The organism is Arthrobacter sp. Soil_N43, assembly GCF_057655195.1.
Map to the genome: position 1 here is coordinate 1 of NZ_JBDGML010000054.1, position 26,268 is coordinate 26,268.

The 26,268-nt window shown below is 67.2% G+C and carries 24 protein-coding genes, 2 tRNA genes and 1 riboswitch; of the genes, 24 read left to right on the plus strand and 2 right to left on the minus strand.

Going from position 1 to position 26,268, the window contains the following annotated elements:
* Window position 1: 1 nt before the first annotated feature.
* Window positions 2-74: transfer RNA gene (locus tag AC3A3W_RS04310), tRNA-Gly, on the minus strand.
* Window positions 75-370: 296 nt separating this feature from the next.
* Here AC3A3W_RS04310 and AC3A3W_RS04315 point away from each other — a divergent pair.
* The 14 genes from AC3A3W_RS04315 (at window position 371) to hisF (ending at window position 11,579) form a co-directional block, all read left to right on the plus strand.
* Window positions 371-442: transfer RNA gene (locus tag AC3A3W_RS04315), tRNA-Val, on the plus strand.
* Window positions 443-553: 111 nt separating this feature from the next.
* Window positions 554-1,399 carry a cytochrome gene (locus tag AC3A3W_RS04320; protein ID WP_205653220.1) on the plus strand — a complete coding sequence of 282 codons (846 nt, stop codon included), beginning with the start codon at window positions 554-556 and terminating at the stop codon, window positions 1,397-1,399.
* Between the two features lie 72 nt (window positions 1,400-1,471).
* Window positions 1,472-2,074, plus strand: a complete 603-nt coding sequence (gene def, locus AC3A3W_RS04325) for a peptide deformylase (protein WP_487440635.1) — start codon at window positions 1,472-1,474, stop codon at window positions 2,072-2,074.
* Window positions 2,071-2,991, plus strand: coding sequence for a methionyl-tRNA formyltransferase (fmt, locus tag AC3A3W_RS04330; protein WP_487440636.1), 921 nt, complete (start codon window positions 2,071-2,073; stop codon window positions 2,989-2,991). The genes def and fmt overlap by 4 nt, the downstream gene beginning before the upstream one ends.
* Window positions 2,988-4,565 (plus strand): RsmB/NOP family class I SAM-dependent RNA methyltransferase, encoded by a 1,578-nt coding sequence (locus tag AC3A3W_RS04335; RefSeq protein WP_487440637.1) that lies wholly within the window; start codon window positions 2,988-2,990, stop codon window positions 4,563-4,565. The genes fmt and AC3A3W_RS04335 overlap by 4 nt, the downstream gene beginning before the upstream one ends.
* A gap of 41 nt (window positions 4,566-4,606) precedes the next feature.
* Window positions 4,607-5,263: a ribulose-phosphate 3-epimerase gene (rpe, locus tag AC3A3W_RS04340; protein WP_487440638.1), complete on the plus strand. Its 657-nt coding sequence runs from the start codon at window positions 4,607-4,609 to the stop codon at window positions 5,261-5,263.
* 141 nt (window positions 5,264-5,404) lie between these two features.
* Window positions 5,405-5,551: riboswitch (FMN riboswitch) on the plus strand.
* 136 nt (window positions 5,552-5,687) lie between these two features.
* Window positions 5,688-6,848, plus strand: a complete 1,161-nt coding sequence (gene ribD, locus AC3A3W_RS04345) for a bifunctional diaminohydroxyphosphoribosylaminopyrimidine deaminase/5-amino-6-(5-phosphoribosylamino)uracil reductase RibD (RefSeq protein ID WP_487440639.1) — start codon at window positions 5,688-5,690, stop codon at window positions 6,846-6,848.
* Window positions 6,848-7,486: a riboflavin synthase gene (locus AC3A3W_RS04350; RefSeq protein WP_487440640.1), complete on the plus strand. Its 639-nt coding sequence runs from the start codon at window positions 6,848-6,850 to the stop codon at window positions 7,484-7,486. The genes ribD and AC3A3W_RS04350 overlap by 1 nt, the downstream gene beginning before the upstream one ends.
* Complete coding sequence (ribB, locus tag AC3A3W_RS04355; protein WP_487440641.1) at window positions 7,483-8,190, plus strand: 3,4-dihydroxy-2-butanone-4-phosphate synthase; 708 nt, start codon at window positions 7,483-7,485, stop codon at window positions 8,188-8,190. Before AC3A3W_RS04350 ends, ribB begins: the two co-directional genes overlap by 4 nt.
* Before the next feature lie 2 nt (window positions 8,191-8,192).
* On the plus strand, window positions 8,193-8,894 hold the full coding sequence (ribA, locus tag AC3A3W_RS04360) for a GTP cyclohydrolase II (protein WP_487440642.1): 702 nt from the start codon (window positions 8,193-8,195) through the stop codon (window positions 8,892-8,894).
* A 19-nt stretch (window positions 8,895-8,913) separates the two neighbouring features.
* Entirely contained in the window at window positions 8,914-9,396 is a 483-nt protein-coding gene (gene ribH / locus AC3A3W_RS04365) for a 6,7-dimethyl-8-ribityllumazine synthase (RefSeq protein WP_487440643.1), read from the plus strand.
* Between the two features lie 148 nt (window positions 9,397-9,544).
* A complete protein-coding gene (locus AC3A3W_RS04370; RefSeq protein ID WP_003801526.1) occupies window positions 9,545-9,808 on the plus strand; it encodes a phosphoribosyl-ATP diphosphatase in 264 nt (87 codons plus the stop codon).
* A gap of 59 nt (window positions 9,809-9,867) precedes the next feature.
* Window positions 9,868-10,728: an ATP phosphoribosyltransferase gene (hisG, locus tag AC3A3W_RS04375; protein ID WP_487440644.1), complete on the plus strand. Its 861-nt coding sequence runs from the start codon at window positions 9,868-9,870 to the stop codon at window positions 10,726-10,728.
* Between the two features lie 74 nt (window positions 10,729-10,802).
* Window positions 10,803-11,579: an imidazole glycerol phosphate synthase subunit HisF gene (gene hisF / locus AC3A3W_RS04380; protein WP_487440645.1), complete on the plus strand. Its 777-nt coding sequence runs from the start codon at window positions 10,803-10,805 to the stop codon at window positions 11,577-11,579.
* Between the two features lie 53 nt (window positions 11,580-11,632).
* Here hisF and AC3A3W_RS04385 read toward each other — a convergent pair whose 3' ends face one another.
* Window positions 11,633-12,277: a TIGR03085 family metal-binding protein gene (locus AC3A3W_RS04385; RefSeq protein WP_205653232.1), complete on the minus strand. Its 645-nt coding sequence runs from the start codon at window positions 12,275-12,277 to the stop codon at window positions 11,633-11,635.
* Between the two features lie 111 nt (window positions 12,278-12,388).
* On the opposite strand from AC3A3W_RS04385, the gene hisI reads away from it, so the two are divergent.
* From hisI to AC3A3W_RS04435, 10 genes are all read left to right on the plus strand, one after another.
* Window positions 12,389-12,820 (plus strand): phosphoribosyl-AMP cyclohydrolase, encoded by a 432-nt coding sequence (gene hisI / locus AC3A3W_RS04390; RefSeq protein WP_487440646.1) that lies wholly within the window; start codon window positions 12,389-12,391, stop codon window positions 12,818-12,820.
* Between the two features lie 67 nt (window positions 12,821-12,887).
* Entirely contained in the window at window positions 12,888-14,525 is a 1,638-nt protein-coding gene (locus AC3A3W_RS04395) for an anthranilate synthase component I (protein ID WP_487440647.1), read from the plus strand.
* Complete coding sequence (locus tag AC3A3W_RS04400; protein ID WP_487440648.1) at window positions 14,525-15,160, plus strand: Trp biosynthesis-associated membrane protein; 636 nt, start codon at window positions 14,525-14,527, stop codon at window positions 15,158-15,160. Before AC3A3W_RS04395 ends, AC3A3W_RS04400 begins: the two co-directional genes overlap by 1 nt.
* A 97-nt stretch (window positions 15,161-15,257) precedes the next feature.
* Complete coding sequence (locus tag AC3A3W_RS04405; RefSeq protein ID WP_487440649.1) at window positions 15,258-15,551, plus strand: HGxxPAAW family protein; 294 nt, start codon at window positions 15,258-15,260, stop codon at window positions 15,549-15,551.
* Window positions 15,552-15,553: 2 nt separating this feature from the next.
* Window positions 15,554-16,372 (plus strand): indole-3-glycerol phosphate synthase TrpC, encoded by an 819-nt coding sequence (trpC, locus tag AC3A3W_RS04410; protein WP_487440650.1) that lies wholly within the window; start codon window positions 15,554-15,556, stop codon window positions 16,370-16,372.
* A gap of 110 nt (window positions 16,373-16,482) precedes the next feature.
* Complete coding sequence (trpB, locus tag AC3A3W_RS04415) at window positions 16,483-17,808, plus strand: tryptophan synthase subunit beta (RefSeq protein ID WP_309992988.1); 1,326 nt, start codon at window positions 16,483-16,485, stop codon at window positions 17,806-17,808.
* Between the two features lie 11 nt (window positions 17,809-17,819).
* Window positions 17,820-18,608, plus strand: coding sequence for a tryptophan synthase subunit alpha (gene trpA / locus AC3A3W_RS04420; protein WP_487440669.1), 789 nt, complete (start codon window positions 17,820-17,822; stop codon window positions 18,606-18,608).
* Window positions 18,609-18,614: 6 nt separating this feature from the next.
* On the plus strand, window positions 18,615-19,883 hold the full coding sequence (gene lgt / locus AC3A3W_RS04425) for a prolipoprotein diacylglyceryl transferase (RefSeq protein WP_487440651.1): 1,269 nt from the start codon (window positions 18,615-18,617) through the stop codon (window positions 19,881-19,883).
* Window positions 19,884-20,147: 264 nt separating this feature from the next.
* On the plus strand, window positions 20,148-24,764 hold the full coding sequence (gene gltB / locus AC3A3W_RS04430; protein ID WP_487440652.1) for a glutamate synthase large subunit: 4,617 nt from the start codon (window positions 20,148-20,150) through the stop codon (window positions 24,762-24,764).
* Window positions 24,757-26,214, plus strand: a complete 1,458-nt coding sequence (locus AC3A3W_RS04435) for a glutamate synthase subunit beta (RefSeq protein WP_487440653.1) — start codon at window positions 24,757-24,759, stop codon at window positions 26,212-26,214. Before gltB ends, AC3A3W_RS04435 begins: the two co-directional genes overlap by 8 nt.
* Window positions 26,215-26,268: the final 54 nt, after the last annotated feature.

Consider the following 26,268-nt stretch of genomic DNA (forward strand, 5'->3'; position numbering starts at 1 on the left):
GAGCGGACGACGAGATTCGAACTCGCGACATCCACCTTGGCAAGGTGGTGCTCTACCAGCTGAGCTACGTCCGCATTTTGGAGCGGTGATTCCTTGCCTTGAGCGGCATTTCCTCGCGTTCCAACGAGTAAAAACTCTATAGGAGGTTCAGGGAATCTCCAAATCGGCCTTCGCTGCGGCGTCGCCAACCGGTCTACTTCCTTGAATTCTAGGGAAATTTTTGAATTACAGCCGTGTAGTTCCTCCTCGTGATGCGCCGTGGTTGAGCCCGGCTTTCGGTCCGGGCCCCTCGTGCTCTTCATTAGTTTTCCTTGGGACGTGCGCCGATTTCCGTAAACGCCACATCGTCGGCTAGCATTCAAATGCATCGGGGCGATTGGCGCAGTGGTAGCGCGCTTCGTTCACACCGAAGAGGTCACTGGTTCGAACCCAGTATCGCCCACCGATGAATGGTCCGTTCCGCACAGGGAAATCACCCTGCGCGGGACGGACTTTTCTGTTTCCGGACCTGTTTCCGGAGCTTACTGTCAGCCCCCTGTGAAAGAGTCTTGCCATGACTGATCCACTCCTCGCCCATGCCACGGAATACGGCCGGATGTACGCTCGCTCCACCACAGAGGCATTCTCGGTTCCCTCCATCACCACGGTGATCGGTCAGCAGCCCCACGGCCTGGACGGCTGGTTTGGGTACATGGGTGCGAGCAGCCTGGCAAAGGATCCCTCGCTGCCCGAGATCCTTGGCAGTCCGGCCAAGGTCCGGCAGGCAGTGAACCGCGCGGCCAAGGCGGCGGAGGCTTACCGGGACGAGGCCGCCCAGCGCGGCGACCGCGTCCACAACTACTGCGAACAGGTTGCCCTGCGCGCCCTGGGCCGCCCGCACCAGATGCAGGAGACCCGGGAGGCGTTGGCGGCCAACGGCGAAGAGGCCTTCGCGGCCCGCTTCGATGAGTGGTGGGAGCTGTTCCGCGTGGAGCCGCTGGCCCCGGAAATCACGGTATGGAACGCGAGCGTGGGCTACGCCGGAACATTGGACCTCGTCGCCAAGATCAATGGGCGGACCTGCCTCATTGACTACAAGACCAAGGGGACCACCAGGGACGGGCAGGTCAAGCCGCTGGATGACAAGGTGGTCATGCAGCTCGTTGCCGGAATGAAAGCGGAGGAGAGCCTGGTGGACGCCGTGGCGGGGGAGTGGGAACCGTGGCGGCACGGCGATGCCCCGGTGCTGCTCGCGGTCGCCATCGGCGAAACAGAAGTTCGCCCGGTGCGGGCCAACCCCGAGGTGCTGCGGCACCACTGGTGGAAGTTCTGCGCGCTGCGCCGCGTCTGGGAAATGTCGGCGGACACACTGAGCGCCGGCCCGGCCCTGCTCCCGGTGGCGCCGCCGGTGTTTGCCTGAGCGGACGTTCACCGGCTGCACAACTAAACTGGTCTGGATCCGTTACCGTTCACCGTGAGGAAATGACTGCAGATGGCAATTCTGAATATCCGTATCATCGGCGATCCCGTGCTGCGCACGGTTGCTGAGCCTGTCACGGAATTCGGGCCGGAGCTGGCCAGGCTCGTTGCCGATATGACCGAAACCATGGAGGACGTGGAAGGCGCCGGCCTCGCCGCGCCGCAGATCGGCGTCAGCCTCCGCGTCTTTACCTACCGCATCGGCGGCGTCGAAGGCCACGTCATCAACCCCGTGCTGGAGAACAGCGATGACTTCCAGCCCGACGAAATGGAAGGCTGCCTCTCCATCCCCGGACTCGGCTTCCCGGTCCGACGCTATCGGACCACCCGTGTGACCGGCGTCGACGTCAACGGAAACCCCGTCTCGCTCGAAGGCGAGGGGATGCTGGCCCGCTGCTTCCAGCACGAGACCGACCACCTTGACGGCATTCTCTTCACCGACCGGCTCGAAGGGGAGGACCGCAAGAGTGCGCTGCGCTCCATCCGCAACGCGAACTATGACGCCATAACCGAGCGGACGACGGCGAAGCGCGCCAAAACTGTCGGCTCCAGTTTCGGAGGCGGCAGCTTTGGAACCGGAACACCCGGTGCGGGCAGCTTCGGCGCTGCCGGATGAGGGTCCTCTTCGCTGGAACACCGGCGGTGGCCGTGCCGTCACTGAACGCGCTGATCGATGCCGGATTCGACGTCGTTGCCGTGCTGACCCGGCCGGATGCGCCGATTGGCCGCAAACGCGTGCTCACGCCGTCGCCCGTCGCCGCCCGCGCGGCGGAGCTGGGGATCGAGATCATCCACGCCGCCCGCGTGGACGCCGACGTCACTGCCAGGATTGCGGCGGTCCGTCCCGACGTCGCGGCCATCGTCGCCTACGGCGGACTGGTGCCGCGTGCTGCGCTGGATATCCCGCCGCACGGCTGGATCAACCTGCATTTCTCTCTGCTGCCTGCCTGGCGCGGGGCCGCACCGGTACAGCGCTCCGTCATTGCCGGGGACGACATCACCGGCGCCGTGACCTTCCAGTTGGAGGAGGGGCTCGACACAGGCCCCGTCATCGGAACACTGACCGAACCGGTCCGGCCCGACGACACCTCCGGAGCGCTGCTGGAACGGCTCTCCCACAGCGGCGCCGTGCTGCTCGCCCAGACGCTGTCCGCCGTCGGCTCGGGCGCCGCGTCACCGCGGCCGCAGCAGGGCGAGGTGTCGCTCGCGCCCAAGCTGACCATCGAGGACGGCCGGATCGACTGGTCGGAGCCGGCCCTGGCCATCGGCCGGCGGGCCCGGGGCGTGACTCCGGAGCCCGGGGCGTGGACCACCCTCGACGGCCAACGTCTGAAACTTGAGCCCGTAGTGCCGCGTCCCGAAGGTCCTGGGCTGGCGCCCGGAGCAGTGGCGCTTGACGGAAAAAATGTGCTGGTGGGAACAGGGTCGCACCCCGTGCAGCTGACCCGCGTCCAGCCTTCGGGCAAAAAAATGATGTCTGCGGCCGACTGGGCCCGCGGACAGGCCTCCCTTGAAAGCGTGGTGTTCGAATGAGCGAGTCCGGGACAGGCGGCAGTGGCCGTGGAAGAGGCCCCCAACGCGCGGGACAGGGGAACCAGCGCGGGGACCAGCGGGGCGGCGGAGCCAGCCGGCGCAATGCCCAGGGCCGGGAGCGGAACCGCGGCCCGCAGCGCAACTACACCGAGAACGCACCCTCCCAGCGCACCCGGCGCGCCGACCCCGCCCGGCTCGTGGCCTTCGAAGTGCTGCGCGCCGTCGCGTCCGAGGACGCCTACGCCAACCTGGTCCTGCCGGCGAGGATCCGGCACCACGGGCTGGACAAGCGCGACGCCGGGTTCGCCACGGAGCTGAGCTACGGCGCACTGCGCGGCCAGGGAACATACGACGCCGTCCTGGCCCGCTGCGTGGACCGGCCGCTGGACCGGCTCGACCCCGCAGTCCTTGACGCGCTGCGCATCGGTGCGCACCAGCTGCTCGCAATGCGCGTTCCAGCCCATGCGGCGTTGGACCAGACCGTGGGACTGGCCCGCGCCGTGATCGGGGCGGGGCCCTCCACGCTCATCAACGCCGTCCTGCGCAAGGTCGCCGCCCACACGCTGGAGGACTGGCTGGACCTGCTGCTCAGCAATGAGACGGATGCCACCAAAGTGGCGTCCGTCCGTTACGCCCATCCCGAGTGGATTGTGCGCGCGTTCAGGCAGTCCCTGGTGGCGCACGGCAGGCCGGTCACCGAAATCGATGATCTTCTTGAGGCGGACAACGCTGCACCCGTGGTCAACCTCGTGGCGCTGCCCGGGCTCGGAAGCCTCGACGAGGCCCTCGAGAACGGCGCGTCGGCCGGTGAGCTTGTCGAAGGGTCCGCGCTGTCCAGCGGCGGTGACCTCGGCCGGCTGTCCTCGGTCCGTGAGGGAACCACCCGCGTCCAGGACGTCGGTTCGCAGCTCGTGGCCCGCGCCCTCGCCGCCGTCGACCTCGCCACCGAAAATGCTGGCACCGCTGCTGAGCCCGGCGAATCCTGGCTTGACCTGTGTGCCGGGCCGGGCGGCAAGGCCGCACTCCTCGGCGCGCTTGCCCACCAGCGGGGCGCTACGCTGCTGGCCAACGAGCCCGCTCCCCACCGCGCCAAGCTTGTCCGCCAGGCCCTGGGCGCCGTTCCCAGGGACGCCTGGCAAGTGCGGACCGGCGACGGCAGGGAGGTCGGCACGGAGCAGGCGGAAAGCTTTGACCGCGTGCTGGTGGACGTCCCCTGCACCGGCCTCGGTGCCTTGCGCCGCCGGCCCGAATCCCGCTGGCGGCGCACGCCGAAGGACCTGACCGATCTCGGGCCGCTGCAGCGGGAACTGCTCAAGTCGGCTCTGGACGCGGTGAAGCCCGGCGGTGTGGTCGCCTACGTGACCTGTTCGCCGCACCCCGCGGAGACCACAGCGGTGGTCAGCGATGCGTTGCGAAAGCGTGACGACCTCGAGCTGCTGGATGCCGGCAGCGCCTTGGACGCCGTCAGCCTGACCGGGCACCTCAACGCCGGCCACGAGATGACGGCCCAGCTGTGGCCCCACATCCACCGCACCGATGCCATGTTCCTGGCCCTGATCCACAAGAAGCCCTGAACCAGTAGAAGCGTTCAATCCATCCCCGCGAAAGGACCCGCATGCCGCAGTGCTGCATCAACCCGAGCATCCTCTCCGCAGATTTCGTGAATCTCGAAGCCGAACTGCAGCGAATCAGCAACGCCGACTCGGTGCACGTGGACGTGATGGACAACCATTTCGTCCCCAACCTGACCATCGGGCTGCCTGTCGTGCAGCGGATCCAAGCGGTCAGTCCGGTTCCCCTGGATGCCCACCTGATGATCTCCGACGCCGACCGCTGGGCCCCGGAGTATGCGGACGCCGGGATCGCCTCGGTGACCTTCCACGCGGAGGCGTCCATCGCGCCGGTGAAACTGGCCCGCGAGCTGCGGGCCCGCGGATCGAAGGCCGGCATGGCGCTGCGGCCCGCAACGGCCGTGGAACCGTACCTGGACATGCTCCCTGAGCTGGACATGCTGCTCATCATGACCGTGGAGCCCGGCTTCGGCGGGCAGTCCTTCCTGGACCTCACGCTTCCGAAGATCCGGCGTGCCCGCGCGGCGATTGACGGATCTGGCGTCGGGGTCGCGCTCCAGGTGGACGGCGGCATCACCGAGGAGACGATCCTGCGCGCCGCGGAGGCCGGCGCCAACGTGTTTGTCGCGGGCTCGGCCGTTTACGGCGCTGCCGATCCGGCCGGCGCCATCGACCGCCTGCGCAAGGCCGGCTCGCTGTAGCCGCCTGCCTGCCGCGGCCGCCCTGCCGCCGCGTCCGGGCGTACCACGGCGGCGGGCCGGGGCCGTCGGGCGGTTCCGTGACGGACCGTGTCAGGGAATACCCGGAGCATGCTCCGGGTTGTGTCAGAATAGCAACACACAATACGTGCTCCGGGGTCGGTGTAAGTCCGAACCGGCGGTGACAGTCCGCGACCCGCGAGCCGGTTTCTCCCAGGAGAATCCGGCGGACGGTTGAACCGGTGAAATTCCGGTACCGACAGTTAAAGTCTGGATGAGAGAAGCACGTACGGCTGTATCTGTGGCGCCTGCCGGCGTCGCAGCATTGCACTGTCGTATACCCCCGGAGCCTTAGCGGTTCTAGAGGGAAGGAACGACACGTACGCATGGACGCTCGCACCGTGTGGCCGGATCCGGTGGCTGTCACATGACCCAGCCGATCCACGCCTTCAGCGCCTCCGAAATCCAGGCAATGGACGCCGCACTGGAAGCCGCCCTGCAGGGACCCCGAGGCGCCAATCCCCTGGTGGGTGCGGTCGTCGTCGGCCCTGACGGCAGTCATCTGGCGACCGGATACCACCGCGGCGCCGGAACGGCGCACGCCGAAGCAGATGCCATAGCGGCCGCCGCCGCTGCCGGGATGGACCTCAGGGGCGCCACCATGGTGGTCACGCTGGAACCCTGCAACCATGTGGGACGCACCGGACCGTGCGCACAGGCGATCATCGACGCAGGCATAGCGAATGTGGTGTATGCCGTTGACGACCCCCACGATCCTGCGGCCGGCGGGGCAGCAACCCTGCGCGACGCAGGAGTCAGCGTGCGCAGCGGACTGGCGGCCGGGCGGGCGCTGGAACTCAACCGCCGCTGGTTCGAGGCCGTCGAGGACAAGCGTCCCTTCGTGACGCTCCACATCGCCCAGACCCTGGACAGCCGCATTGCCGCCGAGGACGGCACGAGCCAATGGATTTCGTGCCCGGAATCGCTGGCGGACAACCACGCCATCCGGCGCCGGATTGACGCCATCCTCGTCGGCACGCAGACAGTCCTGGTGGACAACCCGCGGCTCACAGCCAGGGATGCTAACGGTGACGCCTTCGGCGAACAGCCGCTCCGGGCGGTCATGGGGCTTCGCGAAATCCCGGAAGACGCCGCCGTCCACGGGGACGACGGCAGGGTTCTCCACCTCCCGACCCGTGACCCGCGTGAAGCCCTGTCCCTGCTGTTTTCAGCGGGCGCACGGCACGTCATGGTGGAGGGCGGGTCGAGGATACTGAGCGCCTTCCTGTCCCAAGGCCTGGTGGACGAACTGGTCATGTACCTGGCGCCCACGCTGCTCGGATCCGGAACCCCAGCGCTCAACGGCCTGGGCATCGCCACCCTCGCCGATGCCCAGCGGTGGGAATGGGATGCGGCATCAGGCGGCGCCGTCCAGACCCTGGGCAGGGACCTGCGGCTGCATCTGCTTCCGGAACGGCCGGCCGGGCCGCCCGGAAACGAAGACCCCGTGCCCGCAGCGGCACATTCAACGTCAACTGATTCACTACCCGTCCGCGCAGCAGCGGGCGAAGCCACGGGAGGCTACTGATGTTCACCGGAATTATCGCCGAGCAAGGGAAGGTCCTTTCCGTGGACCGGAACGGGGACACGAGCGCAACGTTGCGCCTGCACGCCCCCGGCACGGCCGAGGGCCTGCCCCTGGGCGGGTCAATCGCCGTCAACGGCGTGTGCCTCACGGCGACCGCGATTGACGGGAAGGACTTCAGCGTCGACGTCATGGGCGAGACTCTCATCCGCAGCACCATCGGCGACCTCGCCGCGGGCGACGCCGTCAACCTGGAACGCTGTGTGCCGGCGGGCGGCCGGCTGGACGGCCATGTTGTCCAGGGCCACGTGGACGGCGTTGGCGAGCTGTTGGAACGCGAGGCCCAGGGAAACTGGGAACGGCTCCGTTTCGGGGTGCCGCAGCGCCTGGCACGCTACATCGCCGAGAAGGGATCCATCGCCATCGATGGCGTCTCCCTCACGGTCACGGCCGTCAGCCCGGCACAGGAAACGGCGCCTTGGTTCGAGGTGGGACTGATCCCCACCACCCTGGCGGACACCGGACTGGGTGCGAAGCCGGCCGGCGGAAAAGTGAACCTCGAAGTGGACGTGCTGGCCAAATACACCGAGCGGTTGCTCTCATTCAGCGGCTCCGGAGCCGGGACGGAGGGCCAGGCATGAGCGCCGCAAAGCTTGAGCCGGCAGCGGCCGGCACCACCCTGTCCCTCGATCCGATCGAGGAAGCTATCCGGGCAATGGCGGCCGGGCGGCCGGTGCTGGTGGTCGACAATGAGGACCGCGAAAACGAAGGCGACATCATCTTCGCGGCCCAGCACGCCACCCCGGCGCTGATGGGATGGACCATCCGCTACAGTTCCGGCGTGATCTGCGTTCCGCTCGACGGTGGCCGCGCCGACGCCCTGGATCTGCCGCCGATGGTGGAGGTCAACCAGGACGCGAAGGGAACGGCCTACACCGTCTCCTGCGACGCCTCGAGCGGCGTCAGCACGGGCATCTCCGCTACGGACCGTGCCCTGACGGCGAGGATCCTCGCGGACCCCCGCAGTGAGCCGGCTGCGCTGACCCGCCCCGGGCATATTTTTCCGCTGCGTGCGGTTAAGGGGGGAGTGCGTGAACGTCCCGGCCACACCGAAGCGGCCGTGGAGCTGTGCCGGCTTGCCGGTCTGGAGCCGGTGGGCGTGATCGCCGAGGTTGTGTACGACGACGGTGAAATGATGCGGCTGGACGGCCTGCGGGTGTTCGCTGCGGAGCACGGTTGCCCCTTGGTTTCGATCGAGGACCTCGTGTCCTATCTTGACGCGAGCGACAGTGTATCTTCACAGGAGAACAGGCCGGAGCCCAGCCCGGCTGGAGAAGGGAAATGACGATGAGCGGATCTCAGGCTGCGGAGACAAGCAGCAACGGCCGGGTGCCGCACCCGGTAAGCGGCGGCCCCGTGGTCCAGCTGCCGGGTGCGTTCGGGAACTTCGTGACGCAGGCATGGACCGATCTGATCACGGGCGCCGAGCACCTCGCTGTCAGCTCGCCCAACCCTCCACGGGATGGCCAGGCGCCGCTCGTGCGGCTCCACTCCGAATGCCTCACCGGCGACGTCTTCGGATCCTACCGCTGCGACTGCGGCGAGCAGCTGGCCTACGCCCTGGAAATGATCGAGGCAAACGGCGGAACGCTGCTGTACCTCCGCGGCCAGGAAGGCCGGGGCATTGGCCTGGCCAACAAGATCAAGGCCTACGCCCTGCAGGAAGCCGGATTCGACACCGTGGAGGCCAACGAGCAGCTCGGCCTGCCCGTGGACGCCCGCTGCTACAACGCGGCCGCCCAGATCCTGGCCGAAATGGGACTGCATGAGATCCGGCTGCTGAGCAACAACCCGGACAAGCAGAACCGCCTGGCCAAGGCCGGCGTCAAGGTCGTGGAGATGGTTCCCACCGAGGTGCCCTCCAGGGAACAGAACATCCGCTACCTGCAGACCAAGAAAGACCGCATGGACCACCTGCTCACCCTGGATGCCCAGGGCGCAGGCGTACCGGGAAGCGGCGCAGACACCTTTGACCACGAACAAGACTGAACGGACCAGGAACTAATTAATGAGCGGACACGGCGCACCCCAGATCGACTTGACCACACTCAACCCCGCAGAGACGTCAAAGCTGCGGCTGGCCATCGTGGCGGCGAGCTGGCATACCCAGATCATGGACGGACTCCTGGACGGCGCGTTGCGCGCCGCGAAGGACGCCGGCATCAGCGAACCCACGGTGCTGCGCGTGCCCGGCAGCTTTGAACTTCCCGTTGCGGCCGCGCGGCTGGCGCCGCACTTTGACGCCGTCGTGGCGCTCGGCGTCGTCATCCGCGGCGGCACGCCGCACTTTGACTACGTCTGCCAGGCTGCAACCTCGGGCCTCACGGACGTCAGCGTCAACACCGGCGTGCCGGTCGGTTTTGGCGTGCTGACCTGCGACACCGAGCAGCAGGGCCTGGACCGGGCGGGCCTGCCGGGCTCCTCCGAGGACAAGGGCCACGAGGCTGTTACGGCTGCGCTGGCAACAGCGCTGCTGCTCTCGCGGTACTGAGCCCGACAACCACTGAGCCCGGCAACTGCCGGTCCCGGTGACGGCGGGGATGTGCGGACCCACGGCTCCTGTGTGTTCGGTCACATCCCCGCCGTCACGGAACGGCCCGACAGGCGGGGTTCGGGCCGGAGCAAGTAGGCTGTAGGGCGTGAAGAATTTCGAGACGCTGTTCGCAGAACTGAGTGAGAAGGCGGCCACCCGTCCGGAGGGCTCCCGCACGGTCGCCGAATTGGAGTCCGGAATCCACGGCATCGGGAAAAAAGTCGTTGAGGAAGCCGCCGAAGTCTGGATGGCGGCAGAGTACGAATCCGACGAAGCGGCGGCCGAAGAAATCTCGCAGCTCCTGTACCACCTGCAGGTCCTGATGCTTGCCAAGGGACTCAGCCTGGAAGACGTTTACAAGCATCTCTAGCCGCGTCCGCGTGGCCCGCTTGCCTCAACTGAAGACTTCCACACCCAGAAAGACCACCAATGCTGCGAGTAGCTGTACCCAATAAGGGATCCCTGTCCGAAGCCGCCTCCGCGATGCTCGCCGAGGCCGGCTACCGCCAGCGCCGCGACACCCGCGAACTGGTCATGGTGGACCCGGACAACGAGATCGAGTTCTTCTTCCTCCGCCCCCGCGACATCGCCGTTTACGTGGGGCAGGGAACGCTCGACGTCGGCATCACCGGCCGCGACCTCCTGCTGGACGCCGAGGTAGAGGCAGAGGAACTGCTGCCGCTCGGCTTTGCAGCCTCCACCTTCCGCTTTGCCGGTCCCGTGGGGGACTTCAGCAAGGTCGAAGAGCTCGAGGGCAAGCGCCTCGCCACCAGCTACGACGGCCTGCTCCGCGGCTACCTCGCCGAGCGCGGCATCCAGGCGAAAGTGGTCCGTCTCGACGGTGCCGTGGAATCGTCGGTGCGGCTGGGCGTGGCTGACGCCATCGCGGACGTCGTCGAAACCGGCAGCACCCTCAAAGCCGCCGGCATGGAGATCTTCGGAGACCCCATTCTCAAGTCCGAAGCCGTTCTGATCCGTCGGACCGGGCAGGGCGGCGCCGCGAACGGCACCGCCAGGGAAATCGAAGTTCTCATCCGCCGGCTGCAGGGCGTCCTCGTGGCGCGCCAGTACGTGCTGATGGACTACGACATCCGCAAGGAACTCGTCGAACAGGCCGCGGCCCTCACCCCGGGCCTCGAATCGCCCACCGTCTCACCGCTGCGCGACTCCGAATGGGTCGCCGTCCGTTCCATGGTGCCGAAGAAGGAAACCAACCGGATCATGGATGAGCTGTACGACCTCGGCGCCCGCGCCATCCTGGTCAGCAGCATTCACGCCTGCCGCATCTGAGCCGCGTCTTCCAGCGCCCGTCCTCACACGCGGGCCCCTTCATATAGCACCATTTGCAGGACAACAGGAGAATCATGGCTGTAGCCGTACGCGTCATTCCGTGCCTGGACGTCGATGCCGGCCGTGTGGTCAAGGGCATCAACTTCGAAGGGCTCCGTGATGCCGGGGACCCGGTCGAGCTGGCGCACCGCTACGACAACGCGGGCGCGGACGAGCTCACATTTCTGGATGTGACGGCGTCCTCGGGCAACCGCGAGACGACATTCGACGTCGTCCGCCGCACCGCGGAGGAAGTCTTCATCCCGCTCACAGTCGGCGGCGGCGTCCGGGGCGTTGCCGAAGTGGACAAGCTGCTCCGCTACGGCGCTGACAAGGCGTCCATCAACACGGCCGCGGTGGCGCGGCCCGACGTCATCGACGAAATCACCCGGCACTTCGGTTCCCAGGTGCTCGTGCTGTCGGTCGACGCGCGCCGTACACGCCCCGGATCCGAGCCCACGGCGTCCGGCTTTGAGGTCACCACACACGGCGGCCGGCAGGGCACCGGAATCGACGCCGTTGCCTGGGCGAAGGAGGCCGCCGACAGGGGAGTCGGGGAAATCCTGCTCAACTCTATCGACGCCGACGGCACCAAGGACGGTTTCGACCTTGAGCTGATCAGGCTGGTCCGTGCGGCCGTCAGGGTTCCCATCATCGCGTCCGGCGGCGCCGGCGAACCCGCCCACTTCCCGCCCGCCGTCGAGGCCGGAGCGGACGCAGTGCTGGCCGCCTCGATCTTCCACTGGGGCCCGGACGACATGATGTCCCAGGTCAAGACCGCCATCCGCGAGGCCGGTTTCGAGGTCCGCTGACTGCTGTTTGAGCCTGTGAAACCGGGATTTCGACAGGCTCAATCACCGGTATGTTAGAGGCCGACCTCGGCGGACTGCAGCAGCGCGACGGCGTCGGCCTGGCCTTCGAACGTCACCAGGGCATGGCGCGTGCGGCCGTGGGCGTGCATGAGCAGCTCGCCCGGCTCACCGACGATGGCAACGGACACGGGGGCGCGCCTGGCGACGTGCCTCGGGCCGGACGGCCGGACCAGCACGATGCCGAGGTCAACCCCGCGGTACAGGATGGCGGCACGTTTGATCAGTTCGTCCCACAGCGCTTCGGAGTATTCCTCATCGAGCGCACGGGGCGCCCAGCGGTCAACGGCCCGCCGGATGTCCTCCGTGTGGACGAAGTATTCGATCAGGTTGGAGCTTTCATCCAGGGCCTTGATCTTCATCGGAGACAGCGCCGGTGGGCCGGCTCGGAAAGCCTTCACGAGTTCGGTGTAGTCGTCGGCCGTTTTGAGCTTTGATGCGAGCTTGGCGGTTGCGTTGTCCGAGGCCTTCGACAGGCGTTTGATGATCAGCCCGAGGCCGACGGCGGCTTTCCTTTCGCGCAGGTACAAGTGCGCTGCCAGGTCTCTGGTCTTCCAGCCGCGGCAGAGCGTGGGGGAATCAGGACCGGCCGCCAGCAGGGTTTCGGCCAGGACTTCTCGGGACGGATCGACGAAATGCATCACTTGTGAAACTAGCACGTCGCCGGTGCAGTTGCGCAGTGTATCGTCCGGGATTTCGTGCCGTTCTTCACACTGATCAGGGGGCTGTGGCGAGGCACTAGACTTGACCTGATGTCTGAGCAGCCCGCCCCCAGCCCCACTCCCGGTCCGACCCCCGGCACTGCCGGTGCCGACGCCGTTTCCGGAAGTCCGCTTCCCGCCGAAATCGCCTCCGCCCTGAAACGGGACAGCGCCGGCCTGGTGGCCGCAATCGTGCAGCAGCACGACACCAACGAGGTGCTCATGCTCGGCTGGATGGACGACGAAGCCCTCAACCGCACCATGACCACCGGCCGGGTGACCTTTTACTCCCGGTCCCGCCAGGAATACTGGCGCAAGGGGGACACCTCGGGCCACGTGCAGTGGGTCAAGTCGGTGGCCATGGACTGCGACGGCGACGCCCTTCTGGTGCGCGTCGACCAGGTCGGCGCCGCGTGCCACACCGGAACGCGCACGTGCTTCGACGGCCGCACCCTCGAGGTCGTGACCGGAACCGCCGGCTAACCTGCGTTCCGCTGAACAGGTCTATCGAATTAGGCACCACCCCAGAACAGACGGAGAACCAATAGCCATGCAGGACCTCGGAATCATCAGCCCGAGCCTCGAAGAATTCCGGGAACTCGCCGGCCACAGCCGTGTCATCCCCGTGCGGCTCAAGGTGCTGGCCGACGCCGAAACCCCCATCGGCCTCTACCGGAAACTCGCGCAGGGCCAGCCCGGCACCTTCCTGATGGAATCGGCGGCCGTCGGCGGCGCCTGGTCCCGCTATTCGTTCATCGGCGCACGGTCCCGCGCCACCCTGACCACCAAGGACGGCCAGGCCCACTGGCTCGGCCAGCCGCCGGCGGGCGTTCCCGTGGACGGCAATCCCGTGGACGCCATCCGGGACACCGTTGCTGCCCTGCGCACCGACCGGTTCGACGGGCTGCCCCCGTTCACGTCGGGACTCGTCGGGTTCCTCGGCTGGGAGACCGTCCGGCACTGGGAGAGGCTCACCAGCCCGCCCGAGGACGATCTCCAGCTTCCCGAAATGGCCCTGAACCTCGTCACGGACATGGCCGTCCACGACAACATGGACGGCACGGTGCTGCTCATCGCCAACGCCATCAACTTCGACAACAGCCCGGACCGGGTGGATGAAGCCTGGCAGGACGCCGTGGACCGCGTGAAGGAACTGCTGGCCCGCATCAGCACGCCGGTGACCCAGCCGGTTTCGGTGCTGGAGCCGGCAGCCCTCGACTTCGCATCGAGTGTCCAGGAACGCTGGGACGAGCCCGAGTACCTTGCCGCCCTTGACCGCGGCAAGGAGGCAATCGTGGACGGCGAAGTCTTCCAGGTGGTGATTTCCCGCCGCTTCGAAATGGAGTGCGGGGCGTCCCCGCTTGACGTCTACCGGGTGCTCCGCAACACCAACCCCAGCCCCTACATGTACATCTTCAGCCTCGAGGATGCGGACGGCCGGGAATACTCGATTGTCGGGTCCTCACCCGAGGCGCTCGTCACCGTCACCGGAGACGACGTCATCACCCACCCCATCGCCGGTTCCCGCCCGCGCGGCAAGACGGTGGAGGCGGACAAGGCCCTCGCCGAGGAACTCCTCGCGGACCAGAAGGAACGCGCCGAGCACCTGATGCTGGTGGATCTGTCCCGCAACGACCTGTCCAAGGTCTGCGTCGCGGGTTCGGTGGACGTCACGCAGTTCATGGAAGTGGAGCGGTTCAGCCACATCATGCACCTGGTCTCCACCGTCGTCGGACAGCTTGCGCCCTCGGCCAAAGCCTACGATGTCCTGAAGGCCACCTTCCCGGCAGGAACACTCTCGGGCGCCCCGAAGCCGCGTGCCCTGCGCCTCCTGGATGAGCTGGAGCCCCACCGCCGCGGAATTTACGGCGGCGTGGTGGGCTATCTGGACTTCGCAGGGGACATGGACATGGCCATCGCCATCCGCTCGGCATTGCTGCGCGAGGGCCGCGCGTACGTGCAGGCCGGCGGGGGCATCGTGGCGGACTCGGTCAACCCCACCGAGGCGCTGGAAACGGTGAACAAGGCCGCTGCCCCGCTCCGTGCCGTTCATACGGCGGGCTCGCTCCACAACATCACGCCCGAATCGGTCCCCACCGCAGAGGCCGCCGCGCCCAACGCGGCTGTTCCCAAGGCCGCGGCTGATGCAGGACCGAACGCCGGAGCAGAAACCGGACCAGAATCCTGATGGCGGTTCCGGCAGGTTCGGCCACCCCAGCCACAGCCCGCGGCAGCGCTCCGGCGTGGGCGCGGAAATCCACGGTGGTCCTGCTCATCGCCGTGCTGGCGCTGGCGGTGTTCGGCGCCACCACGCAGACCTGGCTGACGGTCCACGTGGACCCGCAGCAGCTCGGACAGGCCACCGCCGTCCAGGACGGACTCGAAGTCCAGGGGAGCAAGGCGGCCACCACGGTGACGGCGCTTGCACTCGTCGCGCTGGCCGGAGGGCTTGCCGCGTCCATCGCCGGCCGGGTCGCCCGCTGGGTGATCACGGCCATCATCGTGCTGGCGGCCGTGGGCATCGTCGCGGCCGCGGCGACCGTGCTAGCCGACCCTCTCGCGGCGGCACAGGGGTCCATTGCCGCCGCTACCGGCGTTTCCGGGAGCACAGCGGACGTGAGCGTCACGGCGTTCCCCGTCCTCGCCGTCGTCGCCGGTTCCCTCCTGGCGCTGGGCGGACTCCTGGTCATCCCCGCGGGAAAGCACTGGAAGGCCCGCACCAAATACGACACCACGGCACCCGGAACTACCGCCGCGCAGGCGGGCCCGGTGGATGAGATCGACAGCTGGGACCGGCTGTCCCGCGGCGACGATCCCACCTGAGCGGGAAGGCCCGGAGGCACGCGGCGGAGCCGCCGATGCCTAAGGCCGCGCCAAAAAATGGCAGAATGTAAGCAGTATTGATCCTGAGGAGATTCACATGAGCAAAGCCACTGTTTCCGGCACCCAGCCAGCGCCCGGAAAGACCGCAAAGACCCACCACGGCATCGATCACAGCATTGACCTCGGCCACGGCAACAGCCCGGCCGCGTGGACCTGCGTCATCGTCATGCTGGTCGGTGCCCTCATCGCCTCCATCGCGTTTGTCATCGCCAACTCCCCGATCTTCTGGGCGGGCATCGGCGTCATGTTCGTCGGCCTGCTGGCCGGCTACGTCATGCGCAAGGCCGGCTACGGTGTGGGCGGCAGCAAGATTAAGAACACCGGCCACTGACCGTGACGGTTCTCGATGACATCAATGCCGGTGTCAGGGAGGACATGGAGGCCCGCAAGCGCCTGGTGTCCCTCGCGGAACTGAAGGACCGCGCCCTGGCGGCCGCCCCGGCGCGTGACGCCTGGGCAGCCCTTGGCGGTCCGTCCGCATCCCGTGACCAGCTCAAGGTCATCGCGGAAATCAAACGCCGCAGCCCCTCCAAGGGCGACCTCGCGAACATCGCGGACCCCGCCTCGCTGGCCGAACAGTATGCCGACGGCGGCGCCGCCGTGATCAGCGTGCTCACCGAACAGCGCCGCTTCAACGGCTCGCTGGCGGACCTGGACGCCGTCCGCGCCCGGGTGGACGTCCCGCTGCTCCGCAAAGACTTCACGCTGGACGAGTACCAGATCTGGGAAGCCCGTGCCCACGGTGCGGACCTCATCCTGCTGATCGTGGCGGCCCTGTCCGACCAGCAGCTGCGCGAGTTCAGTGCCCTCAGCAGTGAGCTCGGCATGAATGTCCTGGTGGAGACGCACACGCCGGAGGAAGTCGAACGGGCCGTTGCGGCGGATGCCCGGATCATCGGCGTCAACGTACGCAACCTCAAGACGCTCGACGTCGACCGGTCCCTTTTCGCCACACTGGCCGGCAGCATTCCGGCCGGGGCGGTCGTGGTGGCAGAGTCGGGCGTTCGGAACGCCGACGACGTCACGCACTTCGCGGCGCACGGCGCCAACGCCATCCTCGTCGGAGAGGCGCTGGTCAGCGACGCCACACCGCGTGAACGCATTGCGGAGTTCACGGCAGCCGGGGCAGCGGCGATCGCTGCCCGCGTCTGAACCCCGCCCATACCGCGGCGCCATCCCGTCCGGACCAGCTGCCACAGGCAGCCGCGGACGGGATGCCGCCTGACATCAATCAGTGAAAAGTGAACAGGATGGTGAGACTGATGGCCGAAGCGCCGACAGCCGGCTCTGACGAAGGCTCGGTGGATGCGTTCCTGCAGGGAGGCACATCGCTGCGCCACGCCCCGGGACCCTACTTCGGCTCCTACGGCGGCCGATGGATGCCTGAATCACTGATCGCGGCCCTGGACGAGCTTGAGGACACCTTCGAGAAGGCCAAGGCCGACCCCGAATTCACGGCACAGATCGCCGACCTGAACAAGAACTACTCCGGCCGGCCCTCGCTCCTGACCGAGGCCAAGCGGTTCGCCGAGCACGCCGGGGGAGTCCGGATCTTCCTGAAGCGCGAAGACCTGAACCACACCGGCTCGCACAAGATCAACAACGTGCTGGGCCAGGCGCTCCTGGCCAAGCGCATGGGCAAGACCCGCGTCATCGCCGAGACCGGCGCCGGGCAGCACGGCGTGGCCAGCGCCACGGCAGCCGCCTTGCTCGGCCTCGAATGCGTCGTCTACATGGGCGCCGAGGACTGCCGCCGCCAGGCCCTAAACGTGGCCCGGATGGAGCTCCTGGGCGCCACCGTCATCCCGGTGACCAACGGCTCGCAGACCCTCAAGGACGCCATCAACGAGGCCCTCCGCGACTGGGTGGCGAACGTCGGACACACCCATTACCTGCTGGGCACGGCTGCCGGTGCGCACCCCTTCCCGGCCATGGTCCGCTACTTCCACGAGGTCATCGGCGAAGAGGCCCGCGCCCAGATCCTCGAGCAGACTGGCCGCCTGCCGGACGCCGTCTGCGCATGCATCGGCGGCGGCTCCAACGCCATCGGCATCTTCCATGGCTTCCTCGATGACCCCTCCGTCAAGATCTACGGCTTCGAGGCAGGCGGCGACGGCGTGGACACCGGCCGGCACGCTGCCACCATCACGCTCGGCAAGCCGGGCGTACTGCACGGCGCCCGGTCGTACCTCATGCAGGATGACGACGGGCAGACCATCGAATCCCACTCCATCTCCGCGGGGCTGGACTACCCCGGCGTCGGACCGGAGCACTCCTACCTCGCCGACATCGGACGGGTCAGCTACGAGCCCATCACCGACAGCGAAGCCATGGACGCCTTCCGGCTGCTGTGCCGCACCGAGGGCATCATTCCCGCCATTGAGTCCTCGCACGCCCTCGCCGGCGCCATCAAGGTGGGCCAGCGGCTGGCAGCGGAAGGCGCCGCAGGTGAAGCGTCGGACAAGATCGTGATCGTGAACCTGTCCGGCCGCGGTGACAAGGACGTGGCAACAGCAGCCGAGTGGTTCGATCTCCTGGACAAGGATTCCGCAGAGGCAACCATCGGCAAGGAAGGGGAACAGCTGTGAGCACGGCGCAGATGACCAGCAAATCGGCAATCGCCATTGACAAGGCCCGCGCAGAAGGACGGGCGGCCCTCATCGGCTACCTGCCTGCCGGCTTTCCCACCGTCGAAGAGACCATCGCGGCAGGCATCGCCCTGGCGCGCAACGGTGCGGACCTCATCGAGATCGGCATTCCCTACTCTGACCCCGTGATGGACGGCCCGGTGATCCAGGCCGCCACCACCGAGGCGCTGGCCAAGGGTTTTGCCGTCCGCCAGGTCTTTGACGTGGTCGCCGGCATCACCGCCGAAACCGACGCGGCCGTCCTGGTCATGACCTACTGGAACCCCGTGGTCCGTATGGGCGTGGACGAATTCTCCCGCCGCCTGGCCGAGGCCGGGGGAGCGGGCCTCATCACGCCCGACCTCATTCCGGATGAAGCCGCGGAATGGATGGCGGCCTCCGACAAGTACGGGCTGGACCGCGTGTTCCTCGTGGCGCCGTCGTCCTCGACAGAGCGCATGCGGCGCACGGTTGAGGCCAGCCGCGGGTTCGTCTACGCAGTCTCCATCATGGGCGTCACCGGCGCCCGGTCGTCGGTCAGCGCCGCGGCCGAGGGAGTGGTGGCCGCCGCCAAGGACGCCGGGGCGGAGCGGGTGTGCGTGGGCCTCGGGGTATCGAACGCCGAGCACGTGGCGGAAATCGCCGCCTACGCCGATGGCGTGATCGTGGGGACGGCGCTTGTTGCCGCCATCCGCGACGGCGGCGCAGATGCCGTGGCCAGCCTCACCCGGGACCTCAGCGCCGGACTGACCAGGAAGTAGCCCTCCATGCAGATGTTCCACTCCGCGGCAGCCTTGGTGCCGGCGAATATGGTCCCGGCGAGCATTCCGAGCCCGGACTGGTCCGGCTTCGACATTCCGCTGCCGTGGGGCTCGCTGCGCATCCACGCTTACGCCCTGTGCATCCTCGCGGGCATCATCGTCGGCCTCTGGCTGACGTCCGTGCGCTGGGCGAAGCGCGGGGCCCCCGAGGGCAGCGTGTGGGACATCGTCATTTGGGCCATTCCGTTTGGGATCATTGGCGGCCGGCTCTACCACGTGTTTTCCTCCCCGGATGCCTACTTTGGTCCGGGCTTTGACGGCACCGGTGACCTGTCCCTGATCCCGCAGATCCAGCGCGGCGGGCTGGGGATCTGGGGTGCCGTTGTGCTGGGCGCTTTCGGCGCCTGGATCGGCTGCCGCCGGGCCGGCGTGAAGCTGACCGCCTTCCTGGACGCTGCTGCGCCGGGACTGCTGCTCGCGCAGGCGGTGGGCCGCTGGGGCAACTACTTCAACCAGGAGCTTTTTGGCGGGCCCACCACGCTGCCGTGGGGCCTACAAGTGGACGCGGACAACGCGAACTTCCCGTCAGGCTACGCGGCGGACACCCTCTTCCACCCCACGTTCCTTTATGAGTCGCTGTGGAACATCGCCGGGGTCCTGATTCTCCTGGCACTGGACCGGCGGTTCCACTTCCGCCGCGGCCGGCTCTTCTGGCTGTACGCGATGTACTACACGCTGGGCCGGGTATGGATTGAAGCCATGCGGATCGACGACGCAGAACAGATCAGCCTGTTCGGCATCACCACTAGGCTGAATGTCTGGACCAGCATTTTCGTCTTCGCCGCGGCGCTGGCAGTGTTCATTCTGCTGGGGCGGCGCAAGAACGCCGATGCGGAGAACGTCTACCTCCCGGGCCGCAAACCTGCCGTCGAAACGGCCGGTGAGCCTGCCGGAGCCGACAAAAAGGACGACGGCGGCTCGCCGGAGCAGGCGCGGGAGCAGTCACCGGAGGAGCCAGCGGAGCAGGCGGGGGAGAAGGCAAGCGGCCGTCGGGCCGCCGCGGATCCGGTCCGTGATCCGGACGCCATTGTCTCAGATAGTGAATCCCGTGATAATCTCCCTGATAACCAAAACGGTCCAGGCCACTCTTCTGCCCCAACGGAAGCAGTGCCGGCGTCCACTGGCGGCACCACGTCCGCCAAGGGGTCGCCGGACACCGGAAAATCCGGTGCCTCAGCCACCGGATCCGCGTCGGAACCTGACGGCACCCGCTAGTCAGCACCGGCAACAGGGCAGCCAGAGCCACCGCTCGCAGCGCCCAACACCACAGCGTCGTGGCATAAGGGCCCATCACTGGGCAGCATAGAGCTGCTGGCCGGTCAAGCCCGGGCGGGAAGCCTGCGTAACTCTTAGTTCCGCAAGGGTCCCTGCCCTACAATTTCCAGTAACTAACACTTTGTTGTGCCCATCACAGCGGCGCTCTGAGTGGGGCCAACGTTGTCCCTTCCATACGCACGATCAGGAGGAAGGACGTCTCCCATGACCCAAACTCTTTCCAGCCCCAGTTGGTCCGAACCGACCCAGGCTGGCGCCGCCATGTCACCGTTCAAGCGGTTTGCGGCGCTGCCCGAGGCAGCAGGGCTCTACAACCCGGAGCAGGAGAAGGACGCCTGCGGTCTTGCGATCATCGCCACGCTGCGGGGGGAGCCCGGCTACGACATCGTTGATGCCGCGCTGACGGCCCTGCGCAACCTTGAGCACCGCGGCGCCGTTGGCGCCGACGAGGGAACGGGTGACGGCGCTGGCCTGCTGATGCAGGTACCGGACGAGTTCTTCCGGGCCGTCACCGAATTCGAACTGCCCGCCCCCGGGCAGTACGTCGTGGGCACCGCCTTCCTCCCCGCGGAGCAGCGCGAAGCCAACGCCGCCAAGGCCGGCATCGAAGGCCTCGCGGCAGACGAGGGCCTCACCGTCCTCGGCTGGCGTGAAGTGCCCGTGGTGGCCGACCTGGTCGGTGCCATGGCCCGCGCCTGCATGCCGTACTTCTCCCAGCCGTTCTTCGCCTCCTCCACCGGCGAGCAGCTGGACCGCAACGAACTTGACTCCCGGGCCTGGCGCATCCGTAAGCGTGCCCAGAACAAGTTCGGCGTGTACTTCCCGTCGCTGTCCTCGCGGACCATCGTCTACAAGGGAATGCTGACCACGGCCCAGCTGGAGCCGTTCTACCCGGACCTCTCCGACAAGCGCTTCAAGACCAAGCTGGCGATCGTCCACTCGCGCTTCTCCACCAACACCTTCCCGTCCTGGCCGCTGGCGCAGCCGTTCCGCACCATCGCCCACAACGGTGAAATCAATACCGTCAAGGGCAACCGGAACTGGATGCGCGCCCGCCAGTCGCAGCTGGCCAACCCGCTGCTGGGCGATTCCCCGGAAGAGCTCTTCCCGATCTGCACTCCCGGTGCATCGGACTCCGCGTCCTTCGATGAAGTGGCCGAGCTGCTCTGGCTGTCCGGCCGCCCCATCACGCACTCGATCATGATGATGATCCCGGAGGCGTGGGAGAACCACGCCACCATGGATCCGGCACGCCGCGCGTTCTACGAGTACCACTCCCTGCTGATGGAGCCGTGGGACGGTCCCGCCGCCGTGTCGTTCACGGACGGCAACCTGGTCGGCGCCACGCTGGACCGTAACGGCCTGCGTCCGGGCCGGTACTGGATCACTGAAGAGGGCCTCGTGGTCTTCGCCTCCGAGGTCGGCGTCATCGACGTCGAAGCCTCCAAAGTGGTCAAGAAGGGTCGCGTTTCGCCCGGCAAGATGTTCCTCGTGGACACCGAAGCCGGCCGGATCATCGACGACGAAGAGGTTAAGGCCGAGGTCGCCGCGGCGAACCCCTGGGCCGAATGGGTCAAGGACAACCTGATCGACCTCAACGAACTCCCGGAGCGGGAGCACGTCGTGCACACGGCCGCGTCCGTGAACATCCGGCAGCGGACGTTCGGCTACACGACCGAAGAGCTCAAGATCCTGCTGGGCCCCATGGCCCGCACCGGCGCCGAGCCGCTGGGCGCCATGGGCTCCGATACGCCTGTGGCGGTGCTGTCCAAGCGCCCCCGCCTGCTGTTCGACTACTTCGTGCAGTCCTTCGCGCAGGTCACCAACCCGCCGCTGGATGCCATCCGCGAAGAACTGGTCACGTCGCTGACCTGCGCCATCGGTCCGAACGGCAACCTGCTCGACACCAAGCAGGTCCGCCAGCCGCAGGTCTCCCTTCCGTTCCCGGTCATCAACAACGACCAGCTGGCGAAGATCGCCAACATCGAGGACGCCGACGGCAACCGCGTGGCCATGAAGGTCCGCGGACTGTACCGCCCCGAGGGCGGCGAAAACGCGCTGCGTGCCCGCCTGACCGAGATCTGCGAGCAGGTTTCCGGTGCCATCAACCGCGGCGTGCAGTACGTGGTGCTGTCCGACCGGGACTCCAACGCCCAGTGGGCACCGATTCCTTCCCTGCTGCTGGTCAGCGCCGTGCACCACCACCTGCTGCGCAGCGCGAACCGCACCAAGACCGCACTCGTGGTGGAAGCGGGCGACGTCCGCGAGACGCACCACGTGGCCGTGCTGGTGGGCTACGGCGCCTCCGCCGTCAACCCGTACCTGGCCATGGAATCCGTGGAGCAGCTCATCGCCGCCGGCGACGTCGTGGGGGTCACCCCGCAGGACGGCGTCTACAACCTCATCAAGGGCTTGGGCAAGGGCGTCCTGAAGATCATGTCCAAGATGGGCATCTCCACCGTGGCCTCCTACACCGGCGCCCAGACGTTCGAAGCGCTGGGCCTCGGCCAGGAGCTCGTCGACGAATTCTTTGCCGGCACGCACTCCCAGCTGGGCGGCGTTGGCCTGGACGTCATCGCGGCCGAGGTCTCGGCCCGGCACGAGATGGCGTACCCCGAGAGCGGCATCGAGCAGCCCCACCGTCCCCTGCTGGGCGGCGGCGAGTACCAGTGGCGCCGCGACGGCGAGCCGCACCTCTTCAACCCGGAGACTGTCTTCCGGCTGCAGCACGCCACGCGTGAGCGCCGCTACGACATTTTCAAGGCCTACACCAAGGGCGTGGACGACCAGTCCGAGAACCTGATGACCCTGCGCGGGCTCCTCAAGTTCAAGGACGGCCTCCGCCCCGCCGTGCCGCTCGAGGAAGTGGAACCGGTCTCCAGCATCGTGAAGCGGTTCTCCACGGGTGCCATGAGCTACGGCTCCATCTCCAAGGAAGCCCACGAGACCCTCGCCATCGCGATGAACCGGCTCGGCGGCAAGTCCAACACAGGTGAAGGCGGCGAGGACATTGACCGCCTGCTGGATCCCGAACGCCGCTCTGCCGTCAAGCAGATAGCGTCCGGCCGCTTCGGCGTCACCAGCCTGTACCTGACCAACGCGGACGACATCCAGATCAAGATGGCCCAGGGCGCCAAGCCCGGCGAAGGCGGCCAACTGATGGCCCAGAAGGTGTACCCCTGGGTTGCCCGCACTCGCCACTCGACCCCCGGCGTCGGCCTTATTTCCCCGCCGCCGCACCACGACATCTACTCGATCGAGGACCTCGCGCAGCTCATCTACGATGCCAAGCGTGCCAATCCCTCGGCCCGGGTGCACGTCAAGCTCGTCTCCGAGGTGGGCATCGGCACAGTTGCCGCCGGTGTGACCAAGGCGAAGGCCGACGTCGTACTCGTTTCCGGTCACGACGGCGGAACCGGCGCCTCGCCGCTGAACTCGCTCAAGCACGCCGGTGTCCCGTGGGAGCTGGGTCTCGCAGAGACGCAGCAGACGCTGATGCTCAACGGCCTGCGCGACCGCGTGGTGGTGCAGGTGGACGGCCAGCTCAAGACCGGCCGCGACGTCGTCATCGCCGCGCTGCTTGGTGGCGAGGAATTCGGGTTCGCCACGGCACCGCTCGTGGTGGAAGGCTGCATCATGATGCGCGTCTGCCACCTGGACACCTGCCCCGTGGGTGTTGCCACGCAGAACCCCGAGCTGCGGGCCCGCTTCAGCGGCAAGCCCGAGTTCGTGGTCAACTTCTTCGAATTCCTGGCGGAGGAGGTCCGCGAAATCCTCGCGGAACTCGGCTTCCGGAGCATCGAGGAAGCGATCGGGCACGCGGAAATGCTGGACACCCGCGAGGCGATCGACCACTGGAAGGCCGAAGGCCTGGACCTCGACCCCATCCTGCACGGGCTGGAGTTCGACGACGACGCGCCGCTGCGCAACCTGACCGGCCAGAACCACGAGCTGGACAAGCACTTCGACCAGCGGCTCATCACGATGGCCGCCGAGGCGCTGACCGACCGTGCCCCGGTGAAGATCTCGGTGGACGTCATCAACACCGACCGCTCGGTAGGCACCATGCTGGGCCACGTGGTCACGAAGACGTTCGGCACGGACATCCTCGCCACGGACACGATCGACATCACGCTGACCGGAACCGCCGGCCAGTCGCTGGGCGCGTTCCTGCCTGCCGGCATCACGCTGCGCATGTACGGCGATTCCAACGACTACGTGGGCAAGGGCCTGTCCGGCGGACGCATCATCGTTCGGCCGGACCGCACCAACGTGTTCAAGGCGGAGAGCAATGTGATCGCCGGAAACGTGATCGGCTATGGCGCGACCAGCGGTGAGCTGTTCCTGCGCGGTCAGGTGGGCGAACGCTTCCTGGTCCGCAACTCCGGCGCCACGGCGGTTGTCGAAGGCATCGGCGACCACGGCTGTGAGTACATGACCGGCGGACAGACGCTTATCATCGGCCGGACCGGACGCAACTTCGGCGCCGGCATGTCCGGCGGCACGGCCTACGTCCTGGACTTGGACAGCGCCCGGGTGAACAAGCAGGCGCTGGAATCCGGTGAACTGCAGCTCCGTGAACTGGACGCCGAGGACCGCGACATCGTGCACGGACTGCTCGTCAAGCACGTCGAGGAAACCGAATCCCAGCTGGCCGCCCGCCTGCTCGAGAACTTCGACGACACTGCTGCCCGCATTACCAAGGTGCTGCCGCGCGATTACGCGGCCGTGCTGCAAACCCGTCTTGACGCCATTGAAGAGGGCCTGGACCCCGACGGCGAAGAAGTTTGGTCTCGAATCCTGGAGGTGACCGGTGGCTGACCCACGCGGATTTCTGAAAGTACGCCAGCGTGAAACCCAGCCACGCCGCCCCGTTCCCGTCCGCATCATGGACTGGAAGGAAGTTTACGAGGCCCAGGAAAAGGGTGTCCTCAAGAGTCAGGCAGGCCGCTGCATGGACTGCGGCGTGCCGTTCTGCCACCAGGGCTGCCCGCTGGGGAACCTGATTCCCGAGTGGAACGACCTCGTGTGGCGGGACAAGGGCGAGGAAGCGATTGAGCGGCTGCACGCCACCAACAACTTCCCCGAGTGGACCGGACGCCTGTGCCCGGCCCCTTGCGAGGCGTCTTGTGTGCTGGGCATCAACCAGCCTGCCGTGACCATCAAGCAGGTCGAGGTGTCCATCATCGACCAGGCCTTCGACAACGGCTGGGTTAACCCGCTGCCTCCGCACCGCCTGACCGGCAAGACGGTCGCCGTCGTGGGATCCGGCCCCGCCGGCCTCGCCGTCGCCCAGCAGCTGACCCGCGTGGGCCACACCGTGGCCGTGTATGAACGCGATGACAAGATCGGTGGCCTGCTGCGCTACGGCATCCCCGATTTCAAGATGGAAAAAGAGCAGGTGGACCGCCGGCTCGAGCAGATGAAGGCCGAGGGCACCCGCTTCCGCACCGGCGTCGCCGTCGGTACGGACGTGACCTGGGAGCAGCTGCGCCGCCGGTACGACGCGGTGGTCATCGCCACCGGCGCCACCGTACCGCGCGACCTGAAGATCCCGGGCCGCGAGCTCGAAGGCGTCCACTTCGCGATGGACTACCTCGTTCCGGCCAACCGTGTGGTGGCAGGCGAGCAGGTAGAAAACCAGATCCACGCCAAGGGCAAGCACGTCGTGATCCTCGGCGGCGGCGACACCGGTGCCGACTGCCTCGGCACGGCTCACCGCCACGGCGCCGCCTCGGTGACCACGCTGGCCATCGGCAAGCAGCCTCCGGCGGAGCGCGCCGGCCACCAGCCGTGGCCCACCTTCCCCACCCTCTTCGAGGTGGCCAGCGCCCACGAAGAAGGCGGTGAGCGCACTTACCTCGCCTCCACGGTGGAGTTCGTCGGCGAGAACGGCAAGCTCACCGGCGTCAAGGTGGCCGAAACCGAGTTCGTTGACGGCAAGAGGCTCCCCAAGGCCGGCACCGAGCGGATCATCCCCGCCGACCTGGTGTTCCTGTCCCTGGGCTTCACCGGCGCGGAGCCCGCCGGCATCACCGAACAGGTCCACGCCGAATTCGACGGACGCGGCAACGTGTCCCGGGACGGCTACTACATGACCAACACCGAGGGCGTTTTCGTCGCCGGTGACGCCGGACGCGGGCAGTCCCTCATTGTGTGGGCCATCGCCGAAGGCCGTGCCGCAGCCGCGGCCGTGGACAAGTACCTGATGGGGAGCACGATTCTGCCCGCTCCCGTTGCACCGACGGACCGCGCCATCGCCGTCCTCTAGTTATGCCTCGGAGGTGAAAGTTCACCTCCATGACAACTTAACCAATGCAAGAGA